Origin of the sequence: Novosphingobium kalidii, assembly GCF_040534015.1 — a bacterium.
Taxonomy (GTDB): domain Bacteria; phylum Pseudomonadota; class Alphaproteobacteria; order Sphingomonadales; family Sphingomonadaceae; genus Novosphingobium; species Novosphingobium kalidii.
This window is the reverse complement of record NZ_JBEWLY010000004.1, coordinates 15,542-39,701: the sequence shown is the minus strand read 5'-3', so window position 1 is coordinate 39,701 and position 24,160 is coordinate 15,542. Positions and strand designations below refer to the sequence as shown.

At 63.5% G+C, this 24,160-nt stretch carries 20 protein-coding genes; 13 read left to right on the top strand and 7 right to left on the bottom strand.

What is annotated here, in order from left to right:
• Positions 1–59: 59 nt before the first annotated feature.
• A complete protein-coding gene (locus tag ABVV53_RS00960) occupies positions 60–2,534 on the bottom strand; it encodes a ligase-associated DNA damage response DEXH box helicase (RefSeq protein WP_353982581.1) in 2,475 nt (824 codons plus the stop codon).
• Positions 2,535–2,733: 199 nt separating this feature from the next.
• On the opposite strand from ABVV53_RS00960, the gene ABVV53_RS00955 reads away from it, so the two are divergent.
• Positions 2,734–3,792: a BON domain-containing protein gene (locus ABVV53_RS00955; protein WP_353982449.1), complete on the top strand. Its 1,059-nt coding sequence runs from the start codon at positions 2,734–2,736 to the stop codon at positions 3,790–3,792.
• Between the two features lie 78 nt (positions 3,793–3,870).
• Here the strand turns inward: ABVV53_RS00955 and pgmG are convergent, their stop codons facing one another.
• The 3 genes from pgmG to ABVV53_RS00940 are packed head-to-tail and all read right to left on the bottom strand — an operon-like array spanning position 3,871 to position 6,385.
• Positions 3,871–5,274 carry a phosphoglucomutase/phosphomannomutase PgmG gene (gene pgmG / locus ABVV53_RS00950; protein ID WP_353982448.1) on the bottom strand — a complete coding sequence of 468 codons (1,404 nt, stop codon included), beginning with the start codon at positions 5,272–5,274 and terminating at the stop codon, positions 3,871–3,873.
• A gap of 2 nt (positions 5,275–5,276) precedes the next feature.
• On the bottom strand, positions 5,277–5,567 hold the full coding sequence (locus tag ABVV53_RS00945; RefSeq protein ID WP_353982447.1) for a J domain-containing protein: 291 nt from the start codon (positions 5,565–5,567) through the stop codon (positions 5,277–5,279).
• Positions 5,564–6,385 (bottom strand): division plane positioning ATPase MipZ, encoded by an 822-nt coding sequence (locus ABVV53_RS00940; RefSeq protein ID WP_353982446.1) that lies wholly within the window; start codon positions 6,383–6,385, stop codon positions 5,564–5,566. The genes ABVV53_RS00945 and ABVV53_RS00940 overlap by 4 nt, the downstream gene beginning before the upstream one ends.
• 97 nt (positions 6,386–6,482) lie before the next feature.
• On the opposite strand from ABVV53_RS00940, the gene panC reads away from it, so the two are divergent.
• The 4 genes from panC to ABVV53_RS00920 all read left to right on the top strand — a co-directional run bounded on the left by panC (position 6,483) and on the right by ABVV53_RS00920 (position 11,154).
• Complete coding sequence (gene panC / locus ABVV53_RS00935; protein ID WP_353982445.1) at positions 6,483–7,337, top strand: pantoate--beta-alanine ligase; 855 nt, start codon at positions 6,483–6,485, stop codon at positions 7,335–7,337.
• A 112-nt stretch (positions 7,338–7,449) separates the two neighbouring features.
• Entirely contained in the window at positions 7,450–10,212 is a 2,763-nt protein-coding gene (ileS, locus tag ABVV53_RS00930) for an isoleucine--tRNA ligase (protein WP_353982444.1), read from the top strand.
• Positions 10,209–10,730 (top strand): signal peptidase II, encoded by a 522-nt coding sequence (lspA, locus tag ABVV53_RS00925; RefSeq protein ID WP_353982443.1) that lies wholly within the window; start codon positions 10,209–10,211, stop codon positions 10,728–10,730. The genes ileS and lspA overlap by 4 nt, the downstream gene beginning before the upstream one ends.
• Positions 10,731–10,734: 4 nt before the next feature.
• Entirely contained in the window at positions 10,735–11,154 is a 420-nt protein-coding gene (locus ABVV53_RS00920; RefSeq protein ID WP_353982442.1) for a DUF3035 domain-containing protein, read from the top strand.
• A gap of 82 nt (positions 11,155–11,236) precedes the next feature.
• On the opposite strand, the gene ABVV53_RS00915 is transcribed toward ABVV53_RS00920, so the two are convergent.
• A complete protein-coding gene (locus ABVV53_RS00915) occupies positions 11,237–12,568 on the bottom strand; it encodes a hemolysin family protein (protein WP_353982441.1) in 1,332 nt (443 codons plus the stop codon).
• A gap of 186 nt (positions 12,569–12,754) precedes the next feature.
• Here ABVV53_RS00915 and ABVV53_RS00910 point away from each other — a divergent pair, with 186 nt between their 5' ends.
• Together ABVV53_RS00910 and ABVV53_RS00905 are read left to right on the top strand one after the other, a co-directional pair.
• Positions 12,755–13,429 (top strand): YiaD family glycine zipper/OmpA-like lipoprotein, encoded by a 675-nt coding sequence (locus tag ABVV53_RS00910; RefSeq protein ID WP_353982440.1) that lies wholly within the window; start codon positions 12,755–12,757, stop codon positions 13,427–13,429.
• Between the two features lie 132 nt (positions 13,430–13,561).
• Complete coding sequence (locus ABVV53_RS00905; protein ID WP_353982439.1) at positions 13,562–13,951, top strand: UrcA family protein; 390 nt, start codon at positions 13,562–13,564, stop codon at positions 13,949–13,951.
• A gap of 21 nt (positions 13,952–13,972) precedes the next feature.
• On the opposite strand, the gene ABVV53_RS00900 is transcribed toward ABVV53_RS00905, so the two are convergent.
• Entirely contained in the window at positions 13,973–14,767 is a 795-nt protein-coding gene (locus ABVV53_RS00900; protein ID WP_353982438.1) for a 3'(2'),5'-bisphosphate nucleotidase CysQ, read from the bottom strand.
• A gap of 163 nt (positions 14,768–14,930) precedes the next feature.
• Here ABVV53_RS00900 and sucC point away from each other — a divergent pair, with 163 nt between their 5' ends.
• From sucC to ABVV53_RS00880, 4 genes are all read left to right on the top strand, one after another.
• On the top strand, positions 14,931–16,130 hold the full coding sequence (sucC, locus tag ABVV53_RS00895) for an ADP-forming succinate--CoA ligase subunit beta (protein WP_353982437.1): 1,200 nt from the start codon (positions 14,931–14,933) through the stop codon (positions 16,128–16,130).
• Between the two features lie 201 nt (positions 16,131–16,331).
• Entirely contained in the window at positions 16,332–17,081 is a 750-nt protein-coding gene (locus tag ABVV53_RS00890) for an electron transfer flavoprotein subunit beta/FixA family protein (protein WP_353982436.1), read from the top strand.
• Between the two features lie 98 nt (positions 17,082–17,179).
• Entirely contained in the window at positions 17,180–18,109 is a 930-nt protein-coding gene (locus ABVV53_RS00885; protein WP_353982435.1) for an electron transfer flavoprotein subunit alpha/FixB family protein, read from the top strand.
• A 112-nt stretch (positions 18,110–18,221) separates the two neighbouring features.
• Positions 18,222–19,106 (top strand): TonB family protein, encoded by an 885-nt coding sequence (locus tag ABVV53_RS00880; RefSeq protein WP_353982434.1) that lies wholly within the window; start codon positions 18,222–18,224, stop codon positions 19,104–19,106.
• Positions 19,107–19,134: 28 nt separating this feature from the next.
• Here the strand turns inward: ABVV53_RS00880 and ABVV53_RS00875 are convergent, their stop codons facing one another.
• Positions 19,135–20,862 (bottom strand): M28 family metallopeptidase, encoded by a 1,728-nt coding sequence (locus ABVV53_RS00875; protein ID WP_353982433.1) that lies wholly within the window; start codon positions 20,860–20,862, stop codon positions 19,135–19,137.
• 93 nt (positions 20,863–20,955) lie between these two features.
• Here ABVV53_RS00875 and glnE point away from each other — a divergent pair, with 93 nt between their 5' ends.
• Both glnE and ABVV53_RS00865 read left to right on the top strand, forming a co-directional pair.
• Complete coding sequence (glnE, locus tag ABVV53_RS00870; RefSeq protein ID WP_353982432.1) at positions 20,956–23,685, top strand: bifunctional [glutamate--ammonia ligase]-adenylyl-L-tyrosine phosphorylase/[glutamate--ammonia-ligase] adenylyltransferase; 2,730 nt, start codon at positions 20,956–20,958, stop codon at positions 23,683–23,685.
• Positions 23,685–24,158, top strand: a complete 474-nt coding sequence (locus ABVV53_RS00865; protein ID WP_353982431.1) for a peroxiredoxin — start codon at positions 23,685–23,687, stop codon at positions 24,156–24,158. The genes glnE and ABVV53_RS00865 overlap by 1 nt, the downstream gene beginning before the upstream one ends.
• Positions 24,159–24,160 lie beyond the last annotated feature (2 nt).

Below are 24,160 nucleotides of genomic sequence, written 5' to 3'. Positions count from 1 at the left end.
CTTTTGCGCTCACTCAACCGGCACCACCTGCCTCGCACCTGCAGCGCGGGGCCAGTGCCTCAGCTCAGGTCGGAAAGCTCAGCGTCGTCGTCGAGCGGTTCGGTGCGCATGGCCAAGCTGGCCAGACTTTCCGCCTCAAGCAGTATATCCTCTTCGGCCTCCCCCGACGGCAGGTTCTCCCGCCCGATCATCGAGAGAGCCGGCACCGACAGAGGACTGATGCGATCAAGCTTCACATGGTCGATTTCCCTGGCGGCTCGATCAAGTACGTCCCCCACACGGCCCACGTCCGTCATGCGTGCTCGTGCATCAGCCCAGGCAGCCTGAATCAGCAGGTGGTCGGGTTCGTACTTGCGCAGGACGTCGTAGATAAGGTCCGTGGAGAAGGTGACCTGGCGCCCCGACTTGCGTTTGCCGGGCTGCTGCCGCTCCACCAAACCCGAGATCACCGCCACCTCGCGGAAAGCGCGCCGCAGAAGATGCGACTGCTGCACCCAGTCGATGAACTCCTCGGTCAAGATATCGGGTGAGAGGAGCTCGGCGGGATCCTCAACCGGCTTCAGCCCCCATACCACAAGCGTATAGTCGGTCGCCACGAAGCCGAGGGGCCCCAGGCCTCGGTCTTCCATACGCCGGGTAAGCAGCATGCCGAGCGACTGGTTCGCATTCCACCCCTCAAACGTGTAGTAGCTGGTGTACGCGAGACTGCGGTGCGGGAAGCTCTCGACGAGCAGCCTTCCCGGTTCCGGCAAATGCGAACGCCAGTCCTGCACCTCAAGCCATTCGCGCACGTCGTCGGGGAAACGAGCCCACCCTGCACGGTCCGCCAGCAGAGTCCGCACGCGATCAGCCAGATGGCCGCTGATGGGCAGACGCAGACCTGAGTAGCTCGGGATCGCAGCCGACTTGCGAGCGGCCCGCACGAGCAATTCGAGATCGCGCACACCTTCCACCTCCAGATCGAGGCCGGCAAATCGAAACGTGTCCCCCGCCCGCAGACCTGCGCCAAACGTTTCCTCGACCTTGCCCAACGATCGCCCATTGCGAAACCGCACGTCCAACATCTCGTTATCGACAATGATACCGGCGTTGATCCTGTGCCGTGCGGCATGCTGGGGATGAGCGAGGCGCCAGGAGCCGTCACGATCCCGCACAATGCGCTGGAACCGATCGTACGAGCGCAACGCGTACCCCCCGGTTGCCACGAACTCGAGCACACGCCGAAAAGTCGCCTCGTCAACCCACGCGTAGGGTAACGAACTTCGGACTTCGGCTCGAAGCATCTCCTCGTCGAAGGAGCCGGCACAGGCACAGCCCATGACGTGCTGGGCCAGTACGTCGAGTCCGCCGGGCCGGAAGTCCTCGCCGTCACGAGTGCCCTCGGTGACTGCCTCCACAGCAGCAACCGCCTCGATGAACTCAAAGCGATTCCCCGGTACCAGCACGGCCTTGCTAGGCTGATCCAGACGGTGATTTGCCCGACCAATGCGCTGGAGCAACCGCGAAGATCCCTTCGGCGCTCCCATCTGCACAACGAGGTCGATGTCACCCCAGTCCACCCCCAGGTCGAGACTTGCGGTGCAAACGAGCGCGCGCAGTTCGCCCCGCGCCATCGCCCCTTCCACCTTCCGGCGGGCTTCTTTCGAAAGAGAGCCATGGTGTATGCCGATCGGCAGGTTGTCCTCGTTGGCATCCCACAGCCACTGAAAGATGTACTCGGCAAGAAACCGCGTGTTGGTGAAGATCAGCGTGGTGCAATGCGCGCGGATCTGCTCGTACAGCTGCGGGATGGCCCAGGTCGCGGCATGGCCGCTCCAGGGGATGCGTTCCTCCTCCGGCAGCATGATCGTGACTTGCGGCTGCGCACCTTCCTCGCCCTGCACAAGCGCAACGCTGTCGAGATCGCCCCAAGGCGCCAGCCACGCGCGATACGCCTCAGGCGAGGCCACCGTGGCCGACAGCCCAACGCGCTGCAGTTCAGGCGCGATCGCCTGCAGCCGGGACAAAGCCAGCGCCAGCAAATCGCCGCGCTTGCCCGTGGCGAAGGCGTGGACCTCATCAATGACAACGCGTTTGAGGCCGGCGAAAAGCGTTTCCGCTTCGGGGTAGCTTAGCAGCAGCGACAACGACTCGGGCGTAGTGAGCAGAACGTGCGGCGGGCGAGCGCGTTGCCGCGCCTTGCGATCCGATGGCGTGTCGCCGCTGCGAGTCTCGACCACGATCGGCAAGCCCATTTCGGCGATGGGGGCGATCAGGTTTCGCTGCACGTCATGCGCAAGCGCCTTGAGGGGTGAGACGTACAGTGTGTGCAATCCCTCCGGAGGCTGCGCCGCACCAAGCCGTGAAGGGCAGAACGCGGCAAGCGTCGGGAGGAAGCCAGCCAGCGTCTTGCCTGCGCCAGTGTCCGCGACAAGCAGGGCGTGCAGCCCAGCCTCGGAAGCTGCGTGCATCTCAAACTGGTGGCGCCGAACACGCCAGCCACGCGCAGTGAACCACGCATCGATTTCGGAAGGAAGGGTTCCTTGCTGCTGCATCGAGCCAAAGGTGGCGACGAACGGCACCCGCGGCAAGCTGGAGCGTCCGGGCGAGCGGCGACTACGCCGGGCGGTGGACCATACGGGCGCGCGTCGCGTTGTATCAGTATCGGGGAGAACGCGATGGAGCTGAGCGGCTCGGAGCTGTAGTGCGACCCAGACCGCAACGGGCTCCCGAACACCAGAAGGAGATTTTTCGATGAGCGATCGAGACCGTCAACAACCCTATGGACGCAGCCAGCAGCGTAGCGGTGCGTACCGCGACGAAGCCCATTACAGGCAGCAGCAGCCCTACCAGTCGCAATCTGATGACCATCGCCAGCCCGGCGGAGATTGGCAGGACGACGGGCGAGGCGACCGCAGCTATCGTCAGTCCGGCTACCGGTTTTCCGGTCAGGGCGAGCCCTACCGCGAAGATTATGACTCCCAGGAGGACTGGAATATGCGCAGGCGGTCCCCGCGCTCAGGTCCTCGCGAGCAGGTTTACCACCCGCGTGACTTCGATGCGAGTGGCGGAAACGACTTCGGCAACTTCACCAGCGAGGACTACGGCGGCCGCGACTTCTATAATCGTGACAGCCCTTCCGGAGGCATGCGGTCGAGCGAATCGTATCGCCCGAGCTATGGCGTCTCCAGCTGGTTCCGCAGCGATCACGATCACGATCGCAGTGGCGACTACAGCGGTTGGCGTGACTATGGAGAAAGCCGCGGCTTTCTTCAGCGGGCTGGTGACGAAGTCGCGAGTTGGTTCGGTGACGATGATGCGTCGCGCCGCCGTGAAATGGACAAGCGTGAAATGGATACGCGCGAGGATCACCGCGGCCGTGGTCCGGCGAACTACACCCGCTCGGACGAGCGCATTTTCGAAGATGCCAACGATCACCTCACGCATGACTGGACCGTGGATGCCAGCAATATCACGGTCACCGTAAGGGACGGCGAGGTGACGCTGGACGGCACCGTCGATAGCCGTCAGGCGAAGCGGCGGGCGGAAGATTGCGTGGATGGCCTCTCCGGCGTCAAGCATGTCCAGAACAACTTGCGTGTTCAGGATAGAAGCGCTGGCGCCTATCGCTCAGGTTCGACAAGCGGCTGGCGCGAGAATGGCCGGTCGGATGCCGCCACTCAGGAGCGAGACTCCGAATTCTCGAGCGGGAACGATACGACAGCCGCCAACACGACCAATGGCATAGGCTCAAGTGCAACGGCTGGCGTAATCAACGCTAGCGCCCCTCGCAGCAGCGACAAGCCAAGCTGACGGTCGGTACATGAAAGGGGAGCCTTGTGGCTCCCCTTTCATGTTCACTTACCCCTGGCGAGAGGCTTCAGGCTGCGGTTAGTGGCTGGCTTGCAGGCCGCGCTCCAGCCCTGAGAGGGCAAGCTGCTCGTCGATCTGCCGCATGAGTCGATCCAGGCCCTCCTGGGTGTCGCTCTCGGCGCGAGCCACCAACACGTCCTGTGTGTTCGAGGCCCGCAGCAACCACCAGCCGTCTGTCGTGTTCACACGCACACCATCGATGCCGTTAACCTCCGCATCGGTCCTGGCGAGGCGCTGCTTCACCTCCTCGATGGCGGCGAACTTACGACTCTCGTCCACCTGGAACCGCATTTCGGGGGTGTTGAGCATCGGGGGCATGTCGCCCCGTAACTCCGTGACCGACTTGCCGAGCCGCGCGGACGCGGCGATCAACCGAACCGCTGCGTAGAGCGCATCGTCAAAACCGTAGTAGTCGTGCTTGAAGAACACATGGCCGCTCATCTCGCCCGCGAGCGGTGCGCCGGTCTCCTTCATCTTTGATTTGATCAGCGAGTGGCCGGTCTTCCACATCAGCGGCTCGCCCCCGTGCTGCGCGACAGTGTCGAACAGCGCGCGGGACGCTTTCACGTCGGCGATGATGGTGGCGCCCGGCTGCATCCGGAGAAGATCCTCCGCGTAGATCATCAGCAACTGGTCGCCCCAGATCACCCGGCCTTCGCTGTCGACTGCACCGATACGGTCAGCATCTCCGTCAAAAGCAATTCCAAAATCGAGCTTCTTCTCCGCGACCAAAGCCTTGAGGTCTGCGAGGTTCTTCTCCTCGGTAGGGTCAGGATGATGGTTGGGAAAATTTCCGTCGACTTCGGTGTAGAGAAGGAAATGCTCGCCCGGCATACGGCTGGTGAGCAGTTCGAGGGCGGGTCCCCCGGCACCGTTGCCGGCATCCCAGCCGATGCGCAGGCTCTGCAGCCTACCAGCGGGCAACCCGCTCAGGCCCTGGAGCAGGCGAGTGACGTATTCGCTAAGGATGTCCACCTGTTCGCTGGAGCCGCTCCCGTCGTCCCAGTCTCCCGCGGCAGCCATGCTCCCGATCTTCTGGATGTCCGCTCCAAAGAACGGCCGTCCCATAAATACCATCTTGAAGCCATTGTAATTGGCGGGATTGTGGCTGCCAGTTATCTGAATGCCGCCCTGCACATCTTCCATTGAGGCTTCGGCGTAGTAGAGCATCGGCGTCGGCCCCATGCCGACGCTGACGACGTCGATGCCGCTGGAGTTGAGGCCGTCGATCAGCGCCTTTTCGAGAATCGGCGAACTGACACGACCATCGTAGCCGACGACTACCTTTTTCCCTCCCTCGCGCGCCAGCAACGTGCCGAAGCCACGGCCAATGGCGTGCGCGTCGTCAATGCTCAGCGTCTCGCCGATGATGCCGCGAATGTCGTATTCGCGAAGCACCGTGGGATCGAAGGTATAGCTCATCGTCACTCCTGCACGTGAGGAGGCAAGTCGGCGAGAAGTACGTCCCTTGCCGCATTCGCCTCGTGAACCTGTTCATTGCTGCCACCGCGATCCGGGTGCACCGTAGCGAGAAGGCGGCGGTGCGCCTCGAGGATCTCCTGCCGCGCTGCTCCGGCCCGCACACCTAAAAGCGTACGCGCCTGCTGCCGCACGGCCGAAGACCTCGAAACCAGCTTTGGCTGCCATGGCCAGCGCCCGGTGAACAGTCTCCATGCAACCAATACGAACGCAACAAGGACAAGGAGCTTCATCATTCCGCAGCGACTGCCATGTTCCCGTCACTTTGCACAGCAGAGCGTTTCGGAACCGGCAGGTTGAGCCCTGCTACCAGGCTGCGCAGTTCCTGCCGGGCCACGAGATGACTGGTTCCGAGATCACCGAGGTGCCCCTTGTCGAGCAACGTGAGCCCGGAGGGGAACAGTTCGCGGAAGATCACGCGTTCGGACAAGCCGCCAGCGATGCGGAACCCAACTCGCTTCGACAGCTCCTGCAGCGCGCCCTCAAGACGTCGCATGTTGCGCGCTTCGACATGCTGCGTGCGGTTGCGCACCACCACCCAGTCCAGCTCGCGCCGCTGCTGGTTGATGGTCGAGTGCGCACGCTTCTTGCGCGCTTCCCACATCAGTTCGGCATAGAAAGACAGCTTCTTCACCTTGAAGGTTTCACCCTCCACCTGGCCGATCAGGTCGAAGTCCACGAAGCTGTCGTTGAGCGGAGTGACCAGCGTATCCGCCGTCGTGGCGACGTGCCGAGCAAGCGGATCGTCGCGGCCCGGCGTGTCGAACACCAGGAAATCCTGTTCTTCCGCAATCGCTTCCGCCAGCTCTTCGAGTTCCTCGACGCTGGTGCCGTCGTAAACCGCGAAGCGCGTGCCCGGCAGGCTGATCTGGCGCCGCTTTTCGGTGTCGAGGCGGTTCTCCATGTAGCGGAACAGCGTGCGTTGGCGGTGGTCGAGATCGATGCATGCGACACTCGCGCCCTGATAGGCGAGCGCGATAGCGACGTGAACCGCGGTGGTAGACTTGCCGGTTCCGCCCTTCTCATTGGCGAAGACGATGCGATGCGCTGTCACGGAAAATTCCCTAAATGCATTGCCCGGCCGAGCGTGCGGCGGCTAATCCGCGCATTCGGGTCCGGTTCAGGACTTCATATCGGAGCGCCCACCGTCAATGCAATTGATCCACTCCCTTGATCCACTACGAAGCGCAGTCGAGACTTTGCGTGCAGACGGAACGCTTGCACTGGTGCCGACGATGGGCGCACTACATGACGGGCATCTTACGCTGGTTCGCGAGGCCAGGAGCAGGGCTGCGCGCGTGGCGGTCTCGATCTTCGTCAATCCCCTCCAGTTCGGTGCAAATGAAGACCTCGACGCCTATCCGCGCCAGATGGAGCGCGATTGCGCTTTGCTGGAAGCAGAAGGTGTCGATCTCGTCTGGGCACCCGATGTGGCGACGATGTACCCGCAAGGGTTCGCCACGAGTATTTCGGTCAGCGACGTCAGCGAAGGCCTTTGCGGGGCAAGCCGTCCCGGCCATTTCGACGGCGTGGCGACTGTCGTGTGCAAGCTCTTCAATCAGGTTATGCCGGACATCGCGCTGTTCGGCGAAAAGGATTGGCAGCAGCTCGCCGTCATCCGCCGCATGGCGCGCGACCTCGATCTCACACGCCCCAGCGCGGACGCCATCATCGGCGTGGCGACGCGGCGCGACGCTGACGGGCTCGCCATGAGTTCGCGCAACGCTTACCTCATCCCTCAGGAGCGCGCGCAAGCCGCGTCGCTTCCGTCTGCCATGCAAGCGGCGGTAACGGCGATCGAGAGTGGCGACGACGTTGCCGAGGTTCTGGCGCAACTCGAGCGTAGCCTTCTGGCGAGCGGTTTTTCTTCGATCGACTACGCCGAGCTGCGAGATGCCAGCAGCCTTGCTCCCCTCGAAATCCGTTCGCATGCGCCGATGCGGCTTCTGGTCGCGGCGCGCATCGGCAAGGCAAGGTTGATCGACAACATGGCCGTGGCACCGTGAGCGTGCATTCTGGGTCTCGGGTCCAACCTCGTGAGCAATGACCTAGCGAACGGCTGGCTGATCCAAGCAGAAATTGCAGGAAGCTCTATGCATCGCTAAGGCCCGTCGGATCATGACCGAAGAGCGCGATTACCGATCCACCGTCTTCCTGCCGAAGACGGACTTTCCGATGAAGGCCGGCCTTCCGCAGAAGGAGCCGGCCATCCTGGCGCGCTGGGAGGAGCAGGCCCTCTACGCGAAGACGCGCGAAGCTCGCGCGGGGCGCGAAAAATTCATTCTCCACGACGGCCCGCCTTACGCCAATGGCGACATGCACATCGGACATGCGCTGAACCACATCCTCAAGGACATGGTGATCCGCACCCAGACGCTGCTGGGCAAGGACGCGCCGTACGTGCCGGGCTGGGACTGCCACGGCCTGCCGATCGAGTGGAAGGTCGAGGAAGAGTACCGCAAGAAAAAGAAGAACAAGGACGAGGTCGATCCCGTCGAGTTCCGCGCTGAGTGCCGCGCCTATGCTACCAAGTGGGTGGACGTGCAGCGCGAGCAACTCAAGCGGCTTGGCATCAACGGCGACTGGGACAAGCCCTACCTGACGATGGATCCGCAGGCAGAAGGCACGATCGTCTCCGAACTGCTCAAGTTCGCGGAGAGCGGCCAGCTCTATCGCGGCGCCAAGCCGGTGATGTGGTCGCCCGTCGAGAAGACCGCGCTGGCCGAGGCCGAGGTCGAGTACGAGGACATCGTCTCGACGCAGATCGACGTGGCGTTCGAGATCATCGAGAGCGCGGTGCCGGAGCTGGTCGGCGCGCATGCGGTGATCTGGACTACGACGCCTTGGACGATCCCCGTTAACCAGGCTTTGGCTTATGGGCCGGAAGTTGAGTATGTCGCTCTCAACGATGGTGGGCAGACGCTTGTCATTGCGCGCGATCTGATTGGCCAGGCTGGTCAGCGCGGTTTGCTCGATACAACCAAGCTAAATGTTGTTTGGGGCGGCAAAGGCTCCGACCTTGCGGGCACCCTCGCCCGCCACCCGATGCACCACCTCGGCGGCTTCTTCGCCGAGCCGCGTCCGCTGCTGCCCGGCGACTTCGTCACCACCGACAGCGGCACCGGGCTCGTCCACATGTCGCCCGACCATGGCGAGGACGACTTCGACTTGTGCAAGGCGCACGGCATCGGCCCCAAGTTCGTGGTCGAAGCCGACGGCAAGTATCGCGCCGACTGGACCTGGCTCGGCGGCCAGGGCTCGGTCATCAACCCCAAGTTCAACGCCCCCGACGGCGCGATCTGCTCGGACTTGCGCGAAGCCGGCGGGCTCCTGGCCGCGAGTGCGGACTACAAGCACTCCTACCCGCACTCTTGGCGGTCGAAGGCCAAGGTGATCTACCGCTGCACCCCCCAGTGGTTCGTGCCAATGGATCGGGAGAGCGACGGCAAGACTCTGCGCCAGACCGCGACCCAGGCCATCGCCGACACGCGCTTCGTACCCGAAAAGGGCCGCAACCGCATCGGCGCGATGGTTGAAGGCCGGCCCGACTGGGTGCTCAGCCGCCAGCGCGCATGGGGTGTGCCGATCACGCTGTTCGTGAACCGCGAAACCGGCCAGTACCTCGCCGATCCCGAGGTCAACGCCCGGATTATCGCAGCGGTCATGCAAGGCGGCGTCGACGCTTGGTCCGACGAACGCGCACAGGAGTATCTGGGCGACCAGTATCGCGCCGAAGACTATGAGCGCGTCACCGACATTCTGGATGTCTGGTTCGATTCCGGCTCCACTCACGCTTTTGTGCTGGAAAGCGGCCGCTGGCCCGAGCTGTCGTGGCCGGCCGACCTCTACCTCGAAGGGTCGGACCAGCATCGCGGCTGGTTCCAGTCCTCGCTGCTGGAAAGCTGCGCCACGCGCGGCCGCGCGCCGTATAACGCAGTGCTGACCCACGGCTTCACGATGGACGCCAAGGGCCTCAAGATGTCGAAGTCGCTCGGCAACACGGTGAGCCCGCTCAAGGTCATGGAGACCAACGGCGCCGACATCATCCGCCTCTGGGCACTCTCGGTCGACTACACCGAGGATCACCGCATCGGCGACGAGATCCTCAAGGGCGTGGCCGACCAATACCGCAAGCTGCGCAACACCTTCCGCTACATGCTGGGCGCGCTCGCTGACTACGACGCGGCGGAAGCGCTGCCGGTGGCGGAAATGCCAGAGTTGGAGCGCTACGTGCTGGCGCTGCTCGGCCGGCTCGACGCCACGCTGCGCCAGGCGGTCGCGGACTTCGACTTCAACACTTACGTCCGCGCGCTGATCGACTTCTGCAACGAGGACTTGTCCGCGTTCTTCTTCGATATCCGCAAGGACAGCCTCTACTGCGATGCGGCCACAGACCCCAAGCGCCGCGCCTATCGCACCGTGCTCGACACGCTGTTCCAGGCGTTGCTCCGCTACGCCGCGCCGGTGCTGGTTTTCACCTCGGAAGAAGTCTGGCAGACCCGCTATCCCGATGGGGGCAGCGTGCATTTGCTCGAATGGCCCGAATTTCCGACCGCCGAGGCCGACCTCGCGCGCTGGGCCGAGCTGCGAGCTTTGCGCGAAAAGGTTACCGAAGCGATCGAGCCGCTGCGCCGCGAGAAGATCGTCGGCTCCAGCCTTGCCGCCGAAGTGACCGTTCCAGAAACCGCGCCCGAGGCCAATCTTGCCGAGTTGTTCATCACTGCGACAGTCTCGCGCGGGCAGGGCGACGGTGTGGCGGTCGCGCCCACCGAGAAGCACAAATGCGGCCGTTGCTGGCGCCATCTCCCCGAAGTCGAGGATGATGGCGCCCTCTGCGCCCGCTGCGATGACGTGGTGAGCACGCTGGAGACGCCGCTATGAATACCGTGTGGCGCAGGCGGACCTTTGGCATACTGCTCGCTCTTGCAATCTTCGCCATCGATCAGGCTATCAAGGTCGTTCTGGTCGGGCGCATCCTGAAGCTGCGCGAAGTGCGGCTTGTCGAGGTGCTACCCTTCTTCGATTTCCGGTGGACTGAGAACTACGGCATTTCGCTGGGCCTGCTCACCGCAGGATCGATAGAGATGCGCTTCCTGCTCGTTGCCGTGACCGCGGGGATCGCGCTGTTCGTGGCGGTCTGGATGCTGCGCGAACGCCTGTTGGGAGACATCGTGCCGCTGGGAATGGTACTTGGCGGCGCGCTCGGCAACATTGTCGACCGCTGGAACCACGGTTTCGTGGTCGATTATGCAGACCTGCACTTCGGTGAGTTCCGGCCGTTTCTTATCTTCAATTTCGCGGACGCGGCGATCACCATCGGCGTCCTGATTATCCTTGCCCGCTCCCTGCTTTCGCGCGACAAGCCCGAGGCAGCGCCGCAGGCCGCTCCGGAGAGTTGAATCGATGCGCAAGTCCAAGGTCCTGAAGATGATTGTCCTGGCGGGCACGACGGCGGTTCTGCTGTCAGGCTGCAGCAGCGGCGGCCTCTTCAATCGTGGCCGTCCCGATGAGTTCGCTGTTCAGCGCCAGACTCCGCTGGTGGTGCCGCCCGACTTTTCGCTCACCCCTCCGCAGCAGGGTGAGCCGCGCCCGGCCGAAGCGACCCTGCAGGGCCAGACGCTGGACGCACTGTTCGGCGGACCGTCAGCGCGCAGCGAGATCGAGACCAACGCGCTCGCCCTCGCCGGCACGGCAGCGCCTTCTATCCGCTCCACGGTTGGCGATCTCGCGACGCATTCCGTCGCCAAGGGAGGAGTGACCCAGCAGATCCTCGCCGCGCCGGAAGGTGACGGGCTTAACGCTCAAGTGGCGATCGGCGGCTAAGGACCGAAGTCCGTCTCAGCTCCGCCGGAGCTGCGATGTTTCAGACATGTAGCGACGTCTTGAGGGGGAGGTTACCTCTCGCTCAGGCGTTGCCGACAGGCTCATCGGCGGATTGGGCTGCTTGCTGGCGAGCGATAAGCAGCTTGTCTATGCGCAGGCCATCCATATCGACGACTTCGAAGCGCCACCCTTGCGTATCGAAGTACTGCCCCTCCTGCGGAAGCTGCTTAAGCACGGCGAGAACATAGCCGGCTGTCGTCGCGAACTCTCGATCCTCCGGCAAGTCGATGCCCAGAAGGTCAGCCAGCGCGTCGGCCGGCATCGCACCTGAAACGAGCAGAGAGCCATCCTCGCGCTCCACCAGAAGCGGCTCGTCGCCTTCATCCTGGTGGCTGACGAAAGTGCCGGCGATCGCCGCGAGCACATCGCTGGGTGTGACCAGACCCTCGAGGTGACCGTACTCATCCCGAACCATCGCCATGGGAACTTCTGCGCGCTGAAGAACCTTGAGCGCGTCCATGGCGTCGATCTGATCGGGAATGACCTCAACTCTGCGCATGAGTTCGCTCATCTCGACCGGCTTTCCCTCCAACAGCATGGCAAGGGCATCACGCACGCGCAGAACGCCAACGACATTGTCGGGCGACCCCTCCGCCACTGGCAGCAGCGCATGAGGGGATACGGTGATTCGGGTACGCAATTGTTCTTCGCTCGCTTCCGAATCGATCCAGTGGATCTCCGGGCGAGGGGTCATCAGCTCACGAATCGGGCGATCTGCGAGGCGCATCACGCCGGCCATCATCGCGCGTTCGCCCTCCTCGATCACGCCTGAGCGTGTCGCTTCGGCGAAGATCATGTGCAGTTCCTCGGACGTGAGCCGGCCCTCGCCCCCGCTTCGCACCGCAAACAGGCGCAGGAGTACGCTGGAGGAGCGGTCGAGCAGCCAGACGACTGGTGCCATGACCCGTGCCAGCAGGAGCATCGGCACGGCCATGATCAGTGCTATCGGCTCGGCTGCGCGCAGGGCGAGTTGCTTGGGCACCAATTCGCCGATTACCAAGCTGGCGTAGGTGGTTACGGCAATGACCAGCGCAAAGCCCGCTTCGGGCGCATAGCGGACGGGAACCCCGAGTGCGGCGAGCCGCTCGCCCACCGGCCCTCCCAGGCTTGAGCCGGAGTAAGCGCCCGCAATAATACCGATAAGAGTTATGCCGATCTGCACGGTCGACAGGAACTTGCCCGGGTCCTGCGCCAGCTCCATGGCCGTGCTGGCGGCCTTGCTGCCCTTTTCTGCCGAAACCTTCAGCCGAGCCGTTCGAGCTGAGACGATCGCCAGTTCGGACATTGAGAACAGGCCGTTCAGCAGGATCAGCGCGGCGATGACGACGAGGTCGGTCCAGGGGAATGGCGTCACAATAGTCCCGCGCTAGCAGACAAACAGCGCGGCGCGAAGGGGGGCTTCCGCAGTGTTTTCGTAGAACCACCAGCGGACACTGGAACTCAAACAGCGACGAACCGTTGCGCGCCTGTCATCCAGATGCCGTTAATGTGCACAAACGCACATAAGGCGCGATGCCGATTTTGCAGGAAAGGGCCTGACATGAAAACTCCCCGCCTTCTTACTTCCGCTGCTGCAGCCCTATCGCTGGTGGCGGTCTCCGGTTGTGTAACCGATCCCAACACCGGTGAGCGCAAGATCTCGCGGACTGCAATAGGCGGCACCGGCGGTGCTGGCCTGGGCTATCTGCTTGGCAGTGTCATTGGCGGCAAGACGGCTCGCATCGTAGGCGCGGGCATCGGTGGTGTTGCCGGTGGTGTCGTGGGCTACCAGATGGACAGGCAGATCAAGGAGCTGCGGGAATCGACCGCCGGTTCCGGTATTGACGTCAGCCAGCAGGGCGACGGCATTCTCCTGAACCTGCCCGACGTGACATTCGCAGTCGATTCGACCCAGATCAGCCCCTCGTTCCAGCAGAGCTTGGACCGGGTGGCGCAGAGCATGGTGCAGTACCCCGACAGCCTCATCGACGTGTATGGTCACACCGATTCGACCGGCTCGGACGCATACAACCTTGATCTTTCGAAGCGCCGCGCCGACGCCGTGGCACGCTACCTGATGTCGCGCGGCGTGTCTTCGGCCCGCATCCAGACGCAGGGCATGGGCAAGAGCTACCCTGTGGCGGACAATACGACTGCAGAGGGCCGCGCGCTCAACCGCCGCGTGGAGATCAAGATCACGCCCGTGACCACACAGGACGTTCAGAGCGCGCGCTAAGCGTTCCGGACCGAACCAACCGGAAGGGCCGGCGCGTCACTGCGGCGGCCTTTTTCGTTTTGCGCGTGATCAATGACCGCCCGTCCGCGAACCGCCAATGAGGCGGAGCATAGCGGAGGTGGAGCGACTATCATGCTGCGAAAGATCATTGTCACCGGGTTGATGGGCATCGTCCCGCTTGCTCTTGGTGGAGCTGCGATTGCCGCACCGGCGGAAGATGGCGGCATCGTGGTCATGGCGCCGCGCGCTATACCCGTGCCCGCCGAACGATCACCTTATACGGGCGCCCCGATCGCCACTGCATCGGTGAAGATCCCCGTGCTGTATCAAGATCTCGATCTAGCGGAGGCGCGCGATGGCGAGCGGCTCGTAACCCGCATCGAACGCGTTGCGTACGACGCCTGCAAGCAGCTCGACAGCCTTTTCCCCTTCAATCCTGATCCTGAATGCCCGCGCAAAGCTGCCGCCTCTGCCAAGGATGCAGCGAAGGCCATGATAGCCTCGGCACGGCAGGTCCGCTAACACGGCGCGGGAGTACAAGACCTAGACAGAAAGTCGCTGCGCACGGTCCGCCAGGCGTTCGACCGCAGCGGGATGCATGGGCGGTGAGGACACGAGCACGCCAAATGCGCGCGGGTCGCGCTTGTTGTAGTTGAGCGGCTGGCCAAAGGCATCGGTGACGGCCGCGCCGGCTTCGCGCGCGATGAGACCGGCAGCGGCAATGTCCCATTCGTAACCCCAGCGCAGCGTTGCGACGAGATCCGCCTCATCCGCCGCCACCATGGCGATGCGCAAGGCGATGGAGTTGGGCTGCTCCACGCTGAGGAGATCGGCGTCTTCGCGAGGAAGCACCTTGGCCGGCACCCGGGCGCCTGGCAGCGCGACGCGGCGACTGGCAGACAGAAGTTCACCATTGCGCCACGCCCCCTGACCCGCCTCGGCCTGCCATAGCTCACCCCCCTCCTCCCGCCGTCTCACGGGTGCGAAGAGGCAGCCGAGCAATGGCCGCCGGCTGCTGACCAGAGCGACCGAAACGGCCCAACCGGTTCGTCCGCGAATGTAGTCGCGCGTGCCGTCGATCGGGTCGACCAGCCAGATCAGAGACTGGTCAAGGCGCGCAGGTGCGTCGGCGGTTTCCTCGGAAAGCCAGCCAGCAGAAGGCAGCAGTGCCGCAAGCTCGCGTTTCAGGAAGGTGTCGACGGCGATGTCGCTGGCTGAGACGGGGCTGTCTGCCCCCTTATCCCATACCTCGCACGCGTGTCCGTCCCCCGGCCAGGCGGCCAGAGCGATGCGACCAGCCTCGCGCACGATGCTCTCCAGACGGGCGCGATCTATCATAAAGGGGAGTTCTTGTTGGGCACGCTATCCTATAGCGGAAAAATCGGAAGTTCAGCGGCCCTTTTCAAGCGGGGAGCGATATGCTTATGCGGCAATGCACAAGCCCTCCCCAGGCGCTGCGCCAGCAGATGTGGCGAAACTCCAGCAAAAGGCGAACCAGCGAATGAACATCCACGAATACCAGGCGAAGGAACTGCTCGCAAAGTACGGCGTGAAAATCCCCGCCGGATACGCCGCTTTGACCGTCGAGGAAGCCGCCGAAGGCGCCAAGAAGCTCCCCGGGCCGCTCTATGTCGTGAAGGCGCAGATCCACGCTGGTGGCCGTGGCAAGGGCAAGTTCAAGGAGCTGGGCCAGGACGCCAAGGGCGGGGTACGCCTTTCCAAGTCGATCGAAGAGGTCGAGACCAATGCCAAGGAAATGCTGGGCAACACCCTCGTCACCATCCAGACGGGCGACGCCGGCAAGCAGGTGAACCGCCTTTATGTGACTGACGGCGTGGACATCGAAAAGGAATTCTACCTCTCGATGCTGGTCGATCGCGCCACCGGCCGCGTCGCCATGATCGTGTCGACCGAAGGCGGCATGGACATCGAGGAAGTCGCCCATTCCACGCCCGAGAAGATCGTCACCATCACGATCGATCCGGCGGAGGGTTTCCAGCCGCACCACGGCCGCGCCGTCGCGTTCGGTCTGAAGCTTGAGGGTGAGCTGAACAAGCAGGCGCAGAAGCTCGCCAAGCAGCTCTACACCGCTTTCCTCGACCTTGACTGTGACATGGTCGAGATCAACCCGCTGGTTGAGACCAAGGACGGCAACCTGCTCGTCCTCGACACCAAGATGAGCTTCGATTCGAACGCGCTCTATCGTCACCCCGACGTAATGGAACTGCGGGACGAGACCGAGGAAGACCCCGCTGAGCTGGAAGCCTCGAAGTATGACCTGGCCTATATCAAGCTCGATGGCGACATCGGCTGCATGGTTAACGGCGCCGGCCTCGCCATGGCGACGATGGACATTATCAAGCTCAACGGCAGCTTCCCGGCCAACTTCCTCGACGTGGGCGGCGGCGCCAGCAAGGAGAAGGTGACCGCGGCGTTCAAGATCATCCTGGGTGATCCGAACGTTAAGGGCATCCTGGTCAACATCTTTGGTGGCATCATGAAGTGCGACATCATCGCGGACGGCATCGTCGCGGCGGCTAAGGAAGTGAACCTGCAGGTTCCCCTCGTCGTCCGTCTGGAAGGCACCAACGTCGAGCAGGGCAAGGAAATCCTCGCCAACTCCGGCCTGGCGATCGTCCCTGCAAACGATCTGGGCGACGCAGCCCGCAAGATCGTCGCGGAGGTCAAGGCGGTCGCCTAACCGCTGAGGCATGCTTCGTACGGAAAGGGGCTCGCCGCACCGCGCGGCGAGCCCCTTCTGCATTTCGGCCCCGGCGGTGATCGCCCCGCATCACCGCGGCAGGGGTTGACGCGCGCGTCAAGGGACGCGATGGCGGTGCCGCGTACTGTTTAATCGCGCGGCTAAACTGCTGCCGCGCCGCCGCAGAGAGGACCGAACCGTATGAAGATCCTCGTGCCCGTCAAGCGGGTCATCGATTATAACGTCAAGCCGCGCGTCAAGGCGGACGGCACTGGCGTCGACTTGTCGAACGTCAAAATGAGCATGAATCCCTTCGACGAAATCGCGGTCGAAGAAGCGATCCGCCTCAAGGAGGCGGGCAAGGCGGAAGAGATCGTCGCGATCTCCGTCGGCCCGGCGAAGGCGCAGGAAACCTTGCGCACTGCGCTCGCCATGGGCGCCGACCGCGCGATCCTGGTTGAAACCGATGCCGAAGTCGAACCACTTGCCGTCGCCAAGATCCTCAAGGCAGTCGTCGCTGAGGAGAACCCCGGCCTTGTCGTACTCGGCAAGCAGGCGATCGACGACGATTCGAACCAGACCGGTCAGATGCTCGCTGCCCTGCTCGGCCGCCCTCAGGGCACGTTCGCTAGCAAGGTTGAAATCGAAGGCGACAGCGTCTCGGTCACGCGTGAAGTCGACGGTGGCCTCGAGACGGTGAAGCTGTCGATGCCCGCTATCGTCACCACCGACTTGCGCCTTAACGAGCCGCGCTACGCTTCGCTGCCGAACATCATGAAGGCGAAGAAGAAGCCGCTCGATACCAAGAGCCCGGCTGACTACGGCGTCGACATTGCGCCTCGCCTCAAAACTGTCACGGTGAAGGAGCCGCCGGTGCGTCAGGCTGGCATCAAGGTGCCGGACGTCGACACGCTGGTGAACAAGCTCAAGGACATGGGCGTAGCCAACTGATCAACCTCCCGCTGGCGTTGAGCGCCGCTGTGGCGCTCGCACCGCGGGTTCCCGACTTCGCCCGAACCGTGCGGTGAAGGGCTGAAAGGACTGATACGATGAAGACGCTAGTCTGGGTCGAACACGACAACGCGGCGCTCAAGGACGCCACACTCGCAGCCGTCACGGCGGCCTCCAAGCTCGGTGATGTCAACCTTCTGGTCGCTGGTTCCGGCGCGCAGGCCGTTGCCGATGCCGCTGCGCAGATTGCCGGCGTGAGCAAGGTATATCTTGCGGATGACGCCGCCTATACCAACGCTCTGGCAGAAAACGTCGCCCCGCTGATCGTCCAGCTAATGGGCGACCACGATGCGTTCGTTGCCCCGGCAACCACCACGGGCAAGAACATCGCGCCGCGCGTGGCTGCGCTGCTCGACGTCATGCAGATCTCCGACATTCTCTCGGTGGAAGGTGAGAAGACCTTCACGCGCCCGATCTATGCCGGCAACGCGATCGCCACGGTTGAGAGCTCGGATGCCAAGCTCGTCATTACCGTGCGCGGCACCGCCTTCGAGAAGGCTGCGACGAGCGGCGGCTCCGGCAGCGTCGAGACCGTCTCCGGTACGGGTGACGCAGGGCTCTCCAGCTTCGTCAGCGCCGAGCTCGCGAAGTCCGAGCGTCCTGAGCTGACCAGCGCCAAGATCATCGTCTCCGGCGGTCGCGCGCTCAAGGACGCGGATACCTTCCAGGAAGTCATCTTCCCGCTGGCGGACAAGCTCCACGCCGCTGTTGGCGCGAGCCGCGCCGCTGTTGACGCGGGCTATGTTCCCAACGATTATCAGGTCGGCCAGACGGGCAAAATCGTCGCGCCTGAAGTCTACATCGCAGTCGGCATTTCGGGCGCCATCCAGCACCTTGCCGGCATGAAGGACTCCAAGACCATCATCGCCATCAACAAGGACGAGGACGCGCCGATCTTCCAGGTCGCGGACATCGGCCTGGTAGGGGACTTGTTCACGATCGTGCCGGAGCTGACCGGCAAGCTCTGAATCCCCCCCGGCGCTGCAGATAAAGAGAATCCGGTCGGCAACGGCCGGATTTTTCTTTGTAGTGAAACAATTTGCGGCAAAGTGGTCCGGAGCACTGTTCGTGGATGGTAGCATGACGGGCCAAGTCCGACGCAAACTCCTTCTTGCTGCCGCAGTCATATCGGCATCAGCAAACCCTTCGGGCGCCATGGCGTCGACTACAGCCGGCCTCGAGCCGACAGGGCCGTGGAACGTCCACTACGCGGCGCAGTCGTGCATGCTGCTACGAGGGTATGGCGACGCGACCAAACCAGATCTCCTCATGATGGAGCGGTTCGAACCGTCGGACAGGTTCCAACTCGTTCTGATCAGCGACCAGTTGCGCTACTACGAGCAAGGAAGCATGCTACGTCTCCGCTATGGCGACGGCGAGCGGATCATCGTGAAAGGAGCGATGCCCGGCAAGGCGGACGACGGCAGAGCCAGTCTTACCATCTCCAGCACCGCCATCCGGCCGTGGCCGGAGAGCGAAGAAGACGAACCCGAACGGCTTTCCATCACGCCCGAACAGGAAGCCGCAGCCACCTCGCTCACGGTCTCTTTCCGGGGGCGTGATGTCACGTTCCGCACCGGACCACTCGACAAAGCGTTCGCGGCTCTGCGCAAGTGCACGGATGACCTGGTGCGATCATGGGGCCTGGACCCGGTTCAGCAGAGCAGGCTTTCGGCGCCCGCCAAGCCGCTCAGCAAGCCTCGCTCGTGGATCACCTCCAGTGCCTATCCAAGAAGCATGATCCTGCTTCGCAAGCAGGGCCTGGTGAACTTCCGTCTCTCCGTCAACGAAACGGGAACGCCAACCGCTTGCCAGATTCAACGCTCTTACAGCGATGAGGCTTTCGACAAGGTCACATGCGAGCTCTTGATGCGCAACGCCCGCTTCTCACCCGCACTCGACGAAAGCGGCAAAGCTGTTCCCTCTTATTTCGTGAGCGGCGTCCGATTCATCATAGCTACCTGAGGGCTGCCTACCACCGGGACACGCTGGATCAGCAACCGCCCTCGCCCGCGCAGCTCCTATCGCGAATCGCGCGGAACTCGTCCGCCGGGCGCCAGTTCGGCCAAGCGGTGCTGTCCGCGAGATCTCGACCGAGCGAGTAGAGCAACTCCATGTCCTGCATGATGCCAGACCAGTCCCAGCTCTGCGCGTACTCATCGCCGGGCTGGTGATAGCGGTTGGCGGTATAGTCGTCCTCGGCCGCCTTTCCGGCTGCCTTCCCACCCTCGACAAGATCGATACCGCGACCGAAGTTGAACATCGGCACGCCGCGCTTGGCGAGGCTGAAGTGATCGGAGCGGTAGTAACCACCCTTCTCCGGGCTATCCTCAGCGGCTTCGACCAGACCGCGGGCACGCAAGGCGGTGCGGAACCGATCATTCAGCTCCGATTTGTCTCCGCCCACCATCGCGTAGTCACGGGTGCGGCCACCGGGAGCCAGCGCATCCATGTTGACGCCGCCAACAGTTCGTTCGAGCGGATAGATCGGGTTCTGGGCGTAGTATTCGGAGCCGAGCAGACCCGATTCCTCCAGCGTCACTGCCAGAAAGACTTGGCTGCGCGCAGTAGGTCCCGCGTCTGCGTTGGCTTTGGCAAGAGCGGCCAGCGCCGCCACGCCAGTCGCGTTGTCCACTGCGCCATTGCAGATGTCATCTCCGGTCGCATCAGGGGTGCAGCGCCCCAGGTGATCCCAGTGAGCGGAATAGAGGACGTACTCGTTCGGGCGTGTCTTGCCCGGTAATATGCCGACGACGTTATGCGAGTTCGACTTACGGATCGTGTTTTCGAACGAGACGCTCGCATTCAGGTCCAGCGGGATCGGCTTGAAACCCTTGGCTTGCGCCGCCTTGGTGAGGGTCGCAAGATCCTGGTCGGCAGCGGAAAGGATCTTCTCAGCCACGTCCTTCTGGACCCATCCATTGACCTGCGTCTGGTCCATCGCCTCGTTTGGCGTCTGGACGTAGTACTGCGGACCGGTCCAGCTGGAGTTGACGACGTTCCAGCCGTAAGCTGCGGGGAAGGTATCGTGCACGATAATGGCTCCCGCCGCGCCCTGCCGTGCCGCTTCCTCGAACTTGTAAGTCCAGCGGCCATAGTAGGTCATCCGGCGGCCCTTGAAGAGGCCGTCCTCGCTTTCCATTGCGTAGTCTGGATCGTTGACGAGGATGACCGCGGTCTTCCCCTTCATGTCGACGCCGGCATAATCATCCCAGCCTAGCTCGGGCGCCACGATGCCATAGCCGACGAAGACGAGGGGACTGTTCTCGAGCTTGGTGCTGGGGGTGACGCGATAGCTCGTACCCACCCATTGGTCGCCAAAAGAAAAACTCATCGGCGTTCCGCTGCCGCTCACCCGCAGTGCGCTTGGTTTCTGCGCCGTGATCTCGACCGTCGGCACCGGTTGCAACCACTCGCCATTGGCACCGGGTTCCAGCCCCGCCGCTTTAAACTGGCTGACGATGTAGTCGAGAACCTTAGGCTCCGTGGCGGTGCTCGGCGCCCGGCCCTCGAAGTCATCCGCAGAGAGACGCTCGGTCATCCGCTTCATCAGCTCAAGCGAAACATTGGCGCCCGCCGAGGCAGGCGTCGCGTCCGGCGTGTCGCTTGGCGGGGGAAGGGCCGTGCCCACGCCACCGATCGGCTGTGCCCCTGAACAGGCGGCAAGCGCCAGAACGCAGAGCGAGGACAGAAACGACTTCTTGGAGACGATGCTGATCATGACAGCAGCGTGCCAGAGCGCCTGACTGCACACAAGTCTGCCGGCGGCCTCGAAGGGTTGTTCCGGCGGGCAGCAGAGGCCATGATCGGCAGGATGAGTGCGACACCCTTTCCCAGCGCTGATTGGACCGGCGCAGTGGCACGCGCGCATGCGCACTCCCCCTACCTTGCGCGGGCGCTGGACCGACTTCCCGAACTAACCGAACTGCTCGCGGCAGGCGATGGCCCCGCGGCGCTGGCGTGGGCTCAGGCAGCCGGCGAGAGCGCTTCCGAGGCAGGGACGGCCTTGCGACGCCAGAAGCAGGCGCTGGCTCTTGCTCTGGCGATCGGCGACCTTGCAGGCGCCTTCCCGCTTCTGACCGTAACGCGCGCCTTGTCGGACTTCGCCGACCATGCTCTCGACACCGCTATCGCCGCCGGCATTCGCCGCCGCGCGCCGGACTTCGATCCGGCTGCGCAGCCAGCGGGCTTTCTCGCCCTGACGCTGGGCAAGCATGGCGCGCGCGAGCTGAACTACAGTTCTGATATCGATCCCATCCTCCTTTACGACCCCGCGCTGCTGCCGCGCCGAGAGCGCGACGAGCCTGGTGAGGCTGCCCAGCGAGTGGCCCGCGCGGTCGTCGAGACGTTGTCGACCGTCGACGCGGAGGGCTACGTCTTCCGCGTCGACCTGCGGCTCCGTCCTGCATCGGAAGTCAGCCCGCTGGCCATCTCGATCGACGCCGCGCTTACTCACTATGAAACCTCCGCACTCTCATGGGAAAGGGCCGCTTTCATTCGGGCGCGCGCCTGTGCAGGAGATATCGCGGCAGGCGACGACTTCCTGGCGGCAATCCGGCCCTTCATCTGGCGTCGCAGCCTGGATTTCGGCGCGATCGACGAGATTGGCCGCCTGACGGCGCAAATCCGTGCCAGCGCCCGCGGCAAGCCCGAGGCAGGCCCCGGATTCGACCTCAAGAAGGGCCGTGGCGGCATCCGCGAAATCGAATTCTACGCGCAAGTTCACCAGCTCATCCACGGTGGCCGCAACCCGGCCCTGCGGCTGCGCGGAACACGCGAGACACTCGACGCTCTTGCCGATGCTAGCCTGATCCCGCGCGCGGAAGCCGTCCTCCTGGGAGAAAGCTATGACCGGCTCCGGACAATAGAGCATCGCCTGCAGATGGTCAGCGATCAGCAAACGCACGCACTACCTTTGAATGCCGATGCGCTCGACAATGTAGCCCAACTCGACGGGATGACTGACGGAGACGCGTTGATAGAGGAAGTCGCAGCCATCACGTCGCAAGTGGGCACTCTATACGATTCGCTCATCCCTACGCAGGACTCGACGGCGAGCGCCGGCGCACTCCCTGCCGAGACGCTCCCAGAAACACTCGTTCGGCTCGGTTTGCCGAACCCCGAAACAACAGCAGCACGGATTGAGAGCTGGACCTCAGGCCAGATGCGCGCCTTGCGATCTGACGCGGCGCGCACTGCGTTCGAGGCTATCCGCGACGATCTGCTTGCCGCAGTCGCTGTGTCCCCGGAGCCCGAGCGTGCCCTTGCCCGCTGGGAGCAGTTGCTCGACAATCTGCCCAGCGCCATCAACCTGTTTCGCCTTTTGGAAGCGCGGCCTGGCCTGACTGTACGCCTCGCGCGCATCTTGAGCCTTGCGGCCCCGCTCGCCGATGCACTCGCACGCCGCGCCGACCTTCTCGACCCGCTGATTGACGCCAGTGCATTAGAGCTCCCCGGCGATGTACCAGAGCTGATCGAAGAGTTCTCGCGGTTCGAGGCGGACGACGGATATGAGCGCATCCTCGACACCGTGCGCCGTAAGGTCGGAGAGTGGCGCTTCGCACTGGGTGTGCAACTCATCGACGGCACCGCCGACCCCATCGCTATCGGAGCCGGTCTCGCGCGAATAGCCGAAGCGGCCACGTGTGTGCTGACCAAGGCGGCGCGCGCTGATTTTGAGGAGACGCACGGCCGCATCCCCGGATCCGAGCTCGTCATTCTGGCTCTCGGCCGTTTCGGCGGCGGCGTTCTGACGCATGCCTCTGACCTGGATGTCGTGTTCCTGTTCACCGGCGACGTTGCCGGAGAGTCGGACGGCAGGCGGCCTATCGGACCGACCCGATATTACAATCGGCTGAGTCAGCGCATCATCGCTGCGCTCTCGGCGCCAACGGCGGAAGGCGCGCTGTTCGAAGTGGATACGCGGCTGCGGCCGTCGGGAAGCCAAGGACCGCCCGCAGCGAGTCTCGACAGCTTTGAGCGGTATCAACGCGAACAAGCCTGGACATGGGAGCACATGGCGCTTGCCCGCTCGCGTCCGGTTTATGGGTCGGAAACGGCGCGCGACGAGGTGGACATGGCAGTTCGCCAAGTCCTCAGCGCACCACGCGATGTCGAGAAACTTCGGATCGAAGTGCTGGAGATGCGCGCAACGATGGCGGCGCATAAGCCCGCCAAAGGGCCGTTGGACGTGAAGCTGGCGCGCGGAGGGCTCGTCGATCTCGAGTTCATCATCCACTACTTGCAGCTGCGCAATGGCGCCGCCTTCGCTCCCGATCTCGGCGCCGCTGTCGCTGCGCTGACCGAGGCTGGGCTTCTCCGGCCCGAACTCGCCAATGCGCAATCCACGCTCACACGGTTTCTGGTGGCAGCGCGGTTGCTGACGCCGGATTCGCAGATCCCATCGGACGCTACGCGGGAAGCCCTTGCGCGCGCCTGTGCTTGCGGCGAATGGAGCGAGATCATGGCCGAGTTGGTCCAAGCGCGCGCCATCGTTGGTGCGGCCTGGAAAGACGCGTTCGGCATCGAGCTGGAGATCACCTGATGGGCACCAAACCTGGCGTCGGCGACGCTTTCCCCGACATCGCTCTGGAAACCCCCGAGGGTGGCAGCGTGAAACCTTCCGATTTTGCTGGAAAGCCCCTCGTCGTGTTCTTCTATCCCAAGGACGACACGCCCGGCTGCACGACCGAGAATATCGACTTCACCGCGCTGAAACCGAAGTTCGAGGAAGCCGGTGTCGCCGTGCTCGGCGTGAGCAAGGACCCTCCGGCCAGGCACGCCAAGTTCATCGCCAAACATGATCTGGCTGTTCCGCTTGCCAGCGATGCCGCGGAACACGGTCTTTCCGACGCCCTCGGCATCTGGACCGAGAAGCAGAATTACGGACGGACTTACATGGGCATGGTGAGGACGACGTATCTGGTTGCCGGCGATGGCAGCATTGCCAAGGTATGGGACAAGGTGAAGGTGAAAGGGCACGCCCAAGCTGTGCTCGAGGCGGCGCAAAGCCTCTGATC